The 9,775-nt window shown below is 32.5% G+C and carries 8 protein-coding genes; 5 read left to right on the top strand and 3 right to left on the bottom strand.

All coding sequences use genetic code 11. The features are described from left to right. Window positions 1-34 precede the first annotated feature (34 nt). The 3 genes from ACP5FO_RS07840 to acs form a co-directional block, all read right to left on the bottom strand. Complete coding sequence (locus tag ACP5FO_RS07840; RefSeq protein ID WP_428157315.1) at window positions 35-1,861, bottom strand: EAL domain-containing protein; 1,827 nt, start codon at window positions 1,859-1,861, stop codon at window positions 35-37. A gap of 61 nt (window positions 1,862-1,922) precedes the next feature. Further along, entirely contained in the window at window positions 1,923-3,521 is a 1,599-nt protein-coding gene (locus ACP5FO_RS07835) for an alkaline phosphatase (protein ID WP_428157314.1), read from the bottom strand. Between the two features lie 129 nt (window positions 3,522-3,650). Beyond that, window positions 3,651-5,624 (bottom strand): acetate--CoA ligase, encoded by a 1,974-nt coding sequence (gene acs / locus ACP5FO_RS07830; protein WP_428157313.1) that lies wholly within the window; start codon window positions 5,622-5,624, stop codon window positions 3,651-3,653. A gap of 300 nt (window positions 5,625-5,924) precedes the next feature. Between acs and ACP5FO_RS07825 the strand changes: the two genes are divergently transcribed. The 5 genes from ACP5FO_RS07825 to ACP5FO_RS07805 all read left to right on the top strand — a co-directional run bounded on the left by ACP5FO_RS07825 (window position 5,925) and on the right by ACP5FO_RS07805 (window position 9,662). After that, a complete protein-coding gene (locus ACP5FO_RS07825; protein ID WP_428110705.1) occupies window positions 5,925-6,062 on the top strand; it encodes a hypothetical protein in 138 nt (45 codons plus the stop codon). Between the two features lie 35 nt (window positions 6,063-6,097). After that, the gene (locus ACP5FO_RS07820; RefSeq protein WP_428157312.1) at window positions 6,098-6,805 is read left to right on the top strand and encodes a hypothetical protein; all 708 of its coding nucleotides are present in this window, start codon (window positions 6,098-6,100) and stop codon (window positions 6,803-6,805) included. Between the two features lie 101 nt (window positions 6,806-6,906). Continuing rightward, the gene (locus ACP5FO_RS07815; protein ID WP_428157311.1) at window positions 6,907-7,473 is read left to right on the top strand and encodes a TetR/AcrR family transcriptional regulator; all 567 of its coding nucleotides are present in this window, start codon (window positions 6,907-6,909) and stop codon (window positions 7,471-7,473) included. Window positions 7,474-7,486: 13 nt separating this feature from the next. Next, on the top strand, window positions 7,487-8,215 hold the full coding sequence (locus ACP5FO_RS07810; RefSeq protein WP_428110708.1) for a FadR/GntR family transcriptional regulator: 729 nt from the start codon (window positions 7,487-7,489) through the stop codon (window positions 8,213-8,215). Between the two features lie 151 nt (window positions 8,216-8,366). Beyond that, window positions 8,367-9,662, top strand: a complete 1,296-nt coding sequence (locus ACP5FO_RS07805; protein ID WP_428157310.1) for an MFS transporter — start codon at window positions 8,367-8,369, stop codon at window positions 9,660-9,662. Window positions 9,663-9,775: the final 113 nt, after the last annotated feature.

Genomic DNA, 9,775 nt, shown 5'->3' with positions numbered 1-9,775 from the left:
GTTAAGATCTCGTTTATTGTTTTCATTTTGCACCTCATTTGGCTTGTTTAAAGTTAAAAGCATGAGATTTTTTCAATTCATAGAAATCAAATAAATTAATACTTGGTTCAAGCAATGTTGCTACACTAAATGCGCTTAGAGATTTGGCCTGTTTTTTTAAAAGAGCAAGCAATTTGGAAATTTTTTCTTCATCTGGGTTGCCACTTTGTTTTGCAATGTGCAAAATAGCAAAGCTTACACTTACAAAACCAAAATTTTTAACAATTCCATCCCTGTCTTTTGCTCTGATATAGCCTTGATCAATAATTTCTTTTGGATAGAACACCTTGCTGCCATATTTGAAATCATCTTGTGCTTTTATGCATTTTTCAAAAACCTCTTCAAAACTAATTTTTGATAAATCACAACCTACAAAAAAATCATCGCCCCCAATGTGACCTACAAAATAATGTTTTTGAGAAAAGGTTTTTTGTAAAATATCTGATAAGAATAAAATAATTCTATCTCCCTGTCTGAAACCAAACGTATCATTGTAAACTTTAAATTTGTCTATATCAAAATAAATAAAAGCTGCCTGATTGGATTTGTTTATAACTTCTTGTATATAATCTTTTATAGGATTATTACCAGGTAGTTTTGTAAGCGGATTTTGGTTTGAAACGCGTACCAAATTATACTTATGGACAATATTTATTATAGTTGCAGCATCAAGACAACCTATGTATTTTTCATTTTGTACTACTAAAACTGGCGGTATTTCTTTTGTATTAACAGATCCTGTTTGTACAAAACTTTCAATTATATCTTCTATTTTGCTTGTAGCGCATACGATTGGAGCTTTTGTAATAACCGCAGATAGGGGTTTATTGTATGTTTTATTTGTTAACAAATCTTTTCCATAAGGTGAGTAAGCGTAATTTTTAAGATCTTTTTCTGTTATAACACCAATGGGTCGCATTTTATTGTCAACTACAGGCAGTAAATTTACGGAAGCGTCTTTAAATCTGTATAAACAATTTATTATGCTTTCATTAATGTTTATGGGTTCTATTGATTTTAAATTTTCTAAAATTAGATCTGTGTCTGTTTGCGATCTTGTGCTTTTTATCTCATTTATATGCTCATAAACAGATTTTAATGAAGACAGATCAATCTGCGGTTTTTCTATAAAATAGCCTTGGGCAAAATTAAAACCCATTTCTTTACATTCTTTTAGTTCTTCAAGTGTTTCTATGCCCTCTGCTATGGTTTTTATGCCAAGTTTTGAGCACAAGCTTATAACATGCTCTACAAATAATCTTTTTTTATGATTTTTATTTATATCGCTTATAAAAAATCTGTCAATTTTTACATAATCTGGTTCAAAGTTATAAATATACTCTAAACCAGAAAACTTTACGCCAAAATCGTCAATCGATATGCTAAAGCCCTGTTTTTTATAATTATTTAAAAGATTGATTAAATATTCAGAACATTCAAGATAATGTTTCTCAGAAACCTCAAAACATATATTTGATGGTGATATATTAAGTTCATCCAAGAATTCTATTGTTTTTCCAAATTCATAATCTTTTGAAGTTAATGTTCTATTGTCAAGATTATAAAAAAGCAAAGTATCATTTTGAAAAATATCGCTGTTTTTGATTTTTTGTATAGCTTTTTTTCTTAAATTCATGTCCAGCGTAAACAAGCTATCGTTTGCGTATGCATAGTTAAATACCGCATCAATATTTTCAAAACCACTTTCTAAAAAGTTTCTTAATAGGGCTTCAAAACCTATGGATTTACCTGTATGAATATTTACTATTGGCTGGTATGCATGTGTTAGACTATCAAACATTTTATTTATTCTCTCCTTCATATTTTGCTCCTTGGCTTTAAGCCAAAGTAATTACAAAAACTATATTTACCAAATCCAATCTTTAAGTTACATGCAATTGAAAGCTTTTAGCTAATTTTTCATATGTGTAGTCTTTGTAATAGGCTTGCATAATAGCTTTTGCTTCTTTTTTTGTCATAGTGGGATTTTTGTAGGGTTTTATATTTAAAAAAGATGCCATGGCGTTAAATAGGTCAGTGTTTTCAATCCTTCTTGAAGCAATTAGCTCCCTTGAGCGGAATCCGTAAGATAAAATTACTTGGTCTTCACCTGTGTGTGTTGTTGAAACAAAATACACATTACCCCTGCGCAAATTTGCTTTCCCTTTTTGATCACCATCTTTTGAGAGTGGATATGCGCATTTTGCAAGCACAGCACCAAGCGCGCATGAATCATAGGCTCTATACAGATAATTTCCAGTAATTCCTGTAAAATCTGGGCTTCGTGAGTCAATTATTAATTGAGCTTCGGACGGTTCAATTTTAAAGCCAGTGTAGTATTCTACAATGTCCTGGACTTCTTTTGAGCCTTTATTTTCAATTTTTTTTGTAATATAGGGTATGCTTGCTTTTACTTGTTTATATTTTAAAAAGGCTTCTGTTGAGTCATTATAATCTGCGCCAGTACCGAATACATTAAACCCTCCAGTGCCATGGTCGCTTGTAACAATAACAAGCGTTTTTGCGTTAGTTTTTAAATACTCATCAACCACATCTAAAACTTGGTCAAGCTCTGCTGTTTCCATTAACGCGCCCATGCAATCATTTGCATGATTTGCATGGTCAATTCTGCCAGCTTCAATTTGTAGTACAAAGCCTTTTTTTGCCATTTGTAGTTTTTTTAGGGCAATTGCACTCATTAAAGCAAGAGAAGGTTGACTTTCAAGATTTTTATCATTTAACCTATCAATGTAATAGTCAATATGAGATTTTGCAAATAAACCAAGTATTGGCTTGTTGTAATCGATTTGTTTTAGTTGCTCCTTATCTGTATATACAGCATAACCTTCTTTTTTAAAATCTGACAATGTATCTTTTTTTAGTTTAGGATTTGCTTCTTTACTAAAATACTTTAACCCACCACCCATAAGCACGGCAGGTTTTAACCTTAAAGCTTCAAGCGCAATATTTGCTTCATCATCTCTGTCTTTATTATGAGAATACCATGCAGCAGGCGTTGCGTGTGTAACGCGTGTTGTTGTTACAAAACCAACATTATAGCCATTTTCTTTTGCAAGTTCCGCTATTGTTTTAAGAATTTTATCATTTGGCAATACACTTAAAAAATGATTTACTGTTTTTGTGCCAGTTGCCCATGCAGCACTTGCAGGTGCTGAGTCTGTTACAATACTGCTTAGAGATTCTGTGCCCATATATGCGATTGTAGCGTCATTGCTTTGAAACTTTTTATAAAAAGTTGTTGTTTTGTCAATGCTATTTCTTAGGCTCTGCAGGGCTGTAAGCGTAGAAATGGGCATTCCATCGCCTACTATAAATATTATACCTGGTGTGTCAGTTTTTTCAAATGTAATTGGCTGTCCTATCTGATCAATCTGGCTTGAATAAACTTTTGGGTTAATTAAAATTGTGGCAAGCGTTGCCCCAAATATTTCAATTGCTTTTCTGCGGCTAAATTCAGCCATATTTTCCTCCTTATTTTATTTGAAAGTGTATAATTTAAATTGTAAATAAATCTTCAAGAATATGAAAAAAATTTGTAAAGATTTGATTGAGTAGATATCTGGCTAGCAAAATAGCCAGCCAGATATATCTTAATCGTTTCTTTCTTTGAGAGCTTTTTTGAGTTTTTCTATTACTGTTGTGTCTTCTAAAGTTGAAATATCTTGTGTTATGGGTTTATCTGTTGCAAGGGCTTTTAAAAGCCTTCTAACGATTTTTCCAGATCTTGTTTTTGGCATCTGGTCAACAAACACAATTTCTGATGGCTTGGCAATTGGCCCAATTTGTCTGCCTACATGATCCCTGATGTCTCGCACAAGTTCATCATGATGTGTTAAATCTACGCCTTCTTTTAGAACTACATATGCAAAAATCGCTTCGCCTGTGACATCATCTGGTACACCGACAACAGCAGCTTCAGCAATGGCTGGATAGCTTGTAAGTGCATTTTCAATTTCAGCGCACCCTATTCTATGAGCCGAAACATTTACAACATCATCAATTCTGCCTTCCATCCAGAAATAGCCATCTTCATCTTTGTATGCAATATCTCCTGTTAAGTAATATTTACCATCAAATGCACTCCAGTAAGTTTTTTTGTATAATTCGTCATTTTGCCAGAGTGTTCTGACCATTGATGGCCATGGTTTTGTAAATACTAAATTGCCTGTTTTGTATGGTTCAGTTATTATATTGCCTTCATCGTCAACAATTTCTGGGAACGCACCAGGTACGGGAATACCTACAGAACCAGGTTTTTGTGGCACAATTGGCAAAGATGAGAGCATGTGGCCTGCTGTTTCCGTTTGGCCATATGCATCTATTATAGGACATTTTTCTTGACCTACATTTTTGTAATACCACAACCAGGCAGCAGAATTGAGCCTTTCTCCTCCTGTTGTTAATAGTCTTAAAGATGATAAATTGTATTTTTTGGGGTGTTCTTCTCCATATTTCATAAGTGCCCTGATGGCAGTTGGCGCTGTGTATAGGACATTTACACTGTATTTTTCAATTAAACGCCACCATTGGCCTGGATCTGGGTATATTGGTATTCCTTCGTATATAAGCGTAGTTGAGCCAATAGACAAAGGTCCATAAAGCGTGTATGAATGTCCTGAGATCCAACCTAAATCGGCTGTACTCCAGAATGTATCTTCGTCTTTTAAGTCAAATACCCATTTAGCTGTTAGAATCCTCCATATTAAATAACCTGCAGTTGTATGTAAAACGCCTTTTGGCTTTCCAGTTGATCCTGAAGTGTAAAGCAAAAAAAACGGATCTTCAGAGTCCATAACTTCAGGTTCGCAATAGTTTTTAGCATAATCCGGGTCACTCATGAGGTCATTCCACCAGAAATCTCTGAGTGTTTTCATAAAAACATCTCTGCCAATGTGCTTTACAACGACCACATATTTTATGTTTTTTAAATCTTTAATTGCTTCATCTACGCTGTCTTTTAGCGGTATGGCTCTACCACCTCTTCTTCCGCCATCTGCTGTTACTATTACATTTGCGTTTGCATCAATTATGCGCTCTTTTAGTGCAGCTGGCGAAAAACCGCCAAAAACTACGCTGTGTATGGCTCCAATCCTTGCACATGCAAGCATGGCAATGGGAAGCTCAACTATCATTGGCATATAAAGAACAACCCTATCGCCTTTTTTAACACCTAAAGTTTTTAAAACATTTGCAAATTTATTAACCTGATAATAGAGTTCTCTGTATGTTATTGTTTTGCTTTCGCCAATTTCGCTTTCCCAGATGATTGCGGCTCTGTTTTTTTTCCATGTAGAAAGGTGCCTATCTATGCAATTATAGCTAATATTTAACTTTCCACCTACAAAAAATTTATAAAATGGAGCATTTGAATCATCAAATACTTTTTTGAAAGGTTCAAACCATGTAATTTCATTTTTTCCAAAATAATCCCAAAAGCCTTCCCAATCGTTTTTGGCCCACTGAATGTATTCTTCATAAAGCTTCGGATTTAAGTTAGCTTTTTGAAGAAACTCTTCTGATGTTTTGATTAATAAATCGTCACCTTTTGAAGTCTGACCGTTCATTCTACCCCCCCCTTGTATAATTTTATATTTCTCTTTTAAAATAATATAAGAATTTATTTTTAGTGTCAAGAAATTTTTTTAAAAAAATTTAAAATAAAAGTTAATAATTAAGTTTAAAAAAAATAGTTAACCATATATTATATATTTATGATTAAAAAAAATTAATTTAAGTTGAAATTATAGTAAAAAAAATAATTTGACCTGAATTAAATTTCAATTTATTTAAGTAATAAATTAGGAGGTTCATATGAAAACCTTAAAATTTTTGCAAGGCAGAAAGAGAGAATTAGTGTCGAAACTTTGATTAAAGAAACGGGCGATTACAATTTTAAAGAGCAAAGACGTTTTGTAGGGTCAAATTTTGATTTGATTATTTGGAGTACAAAAAGCTCAACAATGTTTGACGGCGAAAGTTCTACAAACGAAGCAGATACTTAAAATTATTGCCAAGCTATTGGGCTTGGCTTGTTTTTATGCTATTAATTTATTCTACTACATTTGATACGACAATTGATATGCTGATTTATTATATGGGAGAAAATAATTTATTTAGACTTAACTCAGATTGTTTTGAAAATTACAATATTATTTTAAATAATAGCGGTTTTGAAATTAAAGACCCAGTTGGCAGAATTGCGAATAGTTCTAACATTAAAAAGGTTTTATGGAGAAAGCCCTCACTAAAACATGATCTATTGATAAAGCAAGAAAAATTATCAGATTATGAAGAATATATTGAAAAAGAATTTTGGTATAAAAATATATTTAAGTTTATGGATGAATTAAAGTTGCATTTTGGAAGGTTAGATTTTCTCTATGATGACAAAGACTATTATTTTTTGGAAGTTAATCCAAATGGTCAATGGCTGTGGCTTGATGCAAATAAACAATCGCAAATATACTCGATTGTAGCAAACATTATTGCAAAAAGTCCCTCACCAGTAGAACTTGATGAAAATTCTAAAAAAACCATTATACACGCTCAAGTGTATTATCAGGAAAACAAGCTAGATAAAGCCATAGAACAATTAAATAGTGTGATAGAAAGTAATCCATTTAATTCAAATCTACATCTACATCACGATATATCTTTGTTATTTGTTATATGCTCAAGCGCAAGATTGCCAAAAAGCAATTTCTCATATGAATATCTACCTTGCGTTGCTACCAAATGCAAATGATGATCAATTAGTAAAAGAAGAGATGATTAAATGGGAATTTAAGTTAAAAGGCGATTAAAAAACATTTGCCAAGAGGTTAAAAAAAGTTTATAATTAACCGTGTGAGAAAGTCAAAACAAGAAAGAAAAAATGAAGTATTTAAAGCTATAGGTCAAATTGCAGCTCAAAAAGGTTTTAATAATGTAACAACAAAAGCGGTAGCTGATATATTGCAAGTTTCGCAACCAGCAATTTATAAATACTTTAAAAATAGAGACGAGCTTATTTTGTATTTTCTGGATAATATAGGAATCCTTTTGAATAATATTATAAAAACAGCAGAAAAAGAAGATAATTTGTATGAAAGAATTTTTAAGATTATAAATGAGCATTTTAAAATGGTTGAAAACAACGAAGTTCTTCCCGTAATGGTTTTTTCTGATGAAATTCATATTGGTGATATTCAAAAAAAAGAAAAATTGCAAAAAATTGTATTTGATTATAGACAAAATATTATTAATTTAATTAATGATTGCCCACAAAATCAGGTTATTGCTGATGTCATTTTGGGTAGTATAATTTTCAACGGACTTAAATGGCGTTTAAGTAATAAATCTTATTCTTTGTCATCAAGGTCTGAAGAATTGGCTCAAACAATATATAAATTATGTATTAGTAAAAAAGAATAAATTAGATAATGGTATGATTTTCAAACCAATTAGGCAAAAAAAGATCTCAGAAGAAATTGTATATCAAATAGAATTTTATATAAAAGACGGCTATTTAAAACCAAACGAAAAACTACCTTCAGAGCGCGATTTGGCTAAGATGTTTGAAGTAAGCAGAAGTTCTGTTAGAGAAGCGTTAAATATTTTAGAAGCAAAAGGTTTGATTGAAAGCATTCAGGGTGATGGCACATTTATAAAATCTGTTGGCGAAGACATACTAAAAGGTATTGACAATTTACTTGTGAAAGACCCAAGGTTAACCTGGGAGCTTATGGAAATTAGAAAAACACTTGAAGTTTGGGCAGTTGAGATGGCAGCAAAAAATGCCGATGAAGAGTCAAAAAAATATGTTAGCGAAGCTTATTTAGAATTAGAAAAAATAAGCAGTAAATCAAATTCTGGTGAGTACGAAGATGCAGAGTTTCATTTATCTATCATTAGAGCTTCAAAAAACACTGTACTTTACCATATGATGATGTCGATTTTTAACCTGCTAAAGGATACTGTAAAAGTAGGAAGGGAATATGTTACAAAAATAAAAGGCTTATCAAAAAGAGAATTGCTACTTGAACATAAAGCTGTGTTAGATGCAATTTTACAAAATGATCCTTTTCTTGCAAAACAAAGCATGTCAAAACACCTTGCTTTTATAGACCAAGAATTTAAAAATTACCTTGACAAATTTAGCAAGCACAACATTTAACGATAATTTATTTCTGTTTTTATTTTAACTTTCATAAATTATAAGATCAATATATGAGTTAATAATTTAAAAATACAGTTGACATTTAATAAAAAAATACTATAATTTTAGATAATGGTCTGATTATTAGACCAATTTTTAGGAGGTGTGTATGGCCGAAAACGTTGCAAAAAGTGCTATTTCAAAGGTCAAGCGGTTTTTAATACCGTACATGTTTTTGCTGTATGTTATTAATTTTTTAGACAGAGTTAATTTAGGTTTTGCCGCTTTAAAAATGAACAAGGATCTTGGATTAAGCGCTGAACAATTCGGTTTTGCTGCTGGTATTTTTTTTATAGGTTATCTGATATTTCAGGTGCCAAGCAATTTAATGTTACACAAAATTGGCGCAAGGTTTTGGATATCGTTAATTTTGGTAATTTGGGGTTTTGTTGCTACTTTAACTGGTTTTGCAAATTCACCAGTGCATCTATATATTGCTAGATTTTTATTGGGTCTTACTGAAGCTGGATTTTTTCCTGGTGTTATTTTGTTTTTAACATACTGGTTCCCACAGCGTGAGCTTGCACAGGCTGTGGCTCTATTTATGACGGCTTTGGCGGTTTCCAGTGTTATTGGCTCTCCTATATCAGGTATCATATTGGATCATGTCCACTGGGTTGGGCTTGAAAGTTGGAGATGGCTATTTATATTAGAAGGAGCACCAGCTGTTATATTTGGTATATTAACTTTCTTTATTTTGCCAAATAAACCATCTGAGGCAAAATTTTTAACTCAACAAGAAAGAGATTGGCTGACAAATGAGATAGCTCAAGAGCAGGCAGAAAAAGCTAAGCAACAAAAAATGACAGTGGGTGAAGCTATGAAAAATGGACGTGTGTGGTTGCTTGCTTTTATATATTTTTTTGGACTGATTATGGGATTGTACGCAATAAGCTTTTGGCTACCGCAAATTATAAAAGGTCTGTCAAAGTCTTATAGTGCTCAGACAGTTGGGTTTTTAGCGATGATACCATTTTTGTTTGCAGCTATAATGATGGTTGTTAATGGTTCATCAGCTGACAAAAAGGCAGAGTGGCGCTATCATACACAAATTCCTTTGCTTGTAAGTTCTATAGCAATTTTTGCAATGTTATTTATAAAAACACCTGCTCCATCAATAATAGTATTATCAATAGTTACGGCTGGAGCATATGCTGCATTTGGACCATTTTGGGCACTGCCAAACAAGTTTTTATCAGGGGCAGCAGCTGCAGCTGGGATTGCAGTAATAAATTCTATAGGAAATTTAGGTGGATTTTTTGCACCTTACATAATAGGTTTTATAAAATCTCATACTGGCAATGTTTATTATGGATTAGCAGCTGTAGGCGTGTCTTTGTTGATTTCTGTTATCTTGCTTGCTCTGTTGCCAAAAGAAGCAACTCAAGGCGCAAAACAATATTAATTTTATCGGCTTAGGCTATAATAGTCTAAGCCTTTGGTTTTTTTATTAGTCGGTTTTAGGAGGCTAGCCTATGCAGAAAGTTTTGATTGAAGAGTTTGAGCGTATTGTTGGAA

The organism is Desulfurella sp., assembly GCF_049977265.1.
Taxonomy (GTDB): Bacteria; Campylobacterota_A; Desulfurellia; order Desulfurellales; family Desulfurellaceae; genus Desulfurella.
Note: the sequence above shows the minus strand (reverse complement) of the source record. Positions and strands in the feature narration are given on the sequence as shown.